The organism is Bacillus sp. LR--39 (assembly GCF_053613335.1).
The window spans coordinates 1-567 of the sequence record NZ_JBSIOT010001349.1 but is presented as its reverse complement, the minus strand read 5'-3'; the positions used below and the strand labels follow the sequence as shown (position 1 = coordinate 567).

Annotated in this window: 1 protein-coding gene; it reads left to right on the top strand. The window is 44.4% G+C overall.

Features of this window, described 5'->3' with window-relative positions; genetic code table 11:
* Positions 1 to 246: 246 nt before the first annotated feature.
* A partial coding sequence (locus ACWHAR_RS30420) for a CAP-associated domain-containing protein (protein WP_452088851.1) occupies positions 247 to 567 on the top strand: 321 nt, incomplete at its 3' end.

The following is a 567-nucleotide window of genomic DNA, read 5'->3' as shown; positions in this document are numbered from 1 at the left end:
TACGCTCGGCGATGTTTCAACTCACAATAAATCGAACCGCCAGGCTGGCGACGCGCTGACATTTATATCTGAAAACGAAGAGCGGCCTGGAGATTTTCTTCATTAAAACATATTTTGTCTCACATCTTAATAGGCTGTATTAACATTGAAAATTCATGTCAGTTCTGTTTAAATGACACTAAAGGCAAGTTTTTGATGCGTGCGCAGCTTAATGGATAGATTGATCCGTCAGTCGGAGGTGAAAGTTTGAAAAATATATTAAGAGCGGTCGTGATCCTTCTCATCGTTGCGGCTTCATACACGCTGTTTATTCAATACGGCTCAACGCCTGAGAAAATTGCGAAGGAAGACAAGCCGCAAGTCTCAAACGAAGATGCAAAAAAAGAGAAGCCCTTGAACATTCCCGATTCCGGCCTGCTTTCCTTTATCGGGGAATCGGCCGAGACGATCGAAAAGAAACTGGGGAAACCGGACAGAGTCGATCCTTCAGCGTATGATTATGAATGGTGGGTCTATAACCAAGGGAAAAAACAGTACGTTCAAATCGGCTTGCTGGGCGGCAAGGCT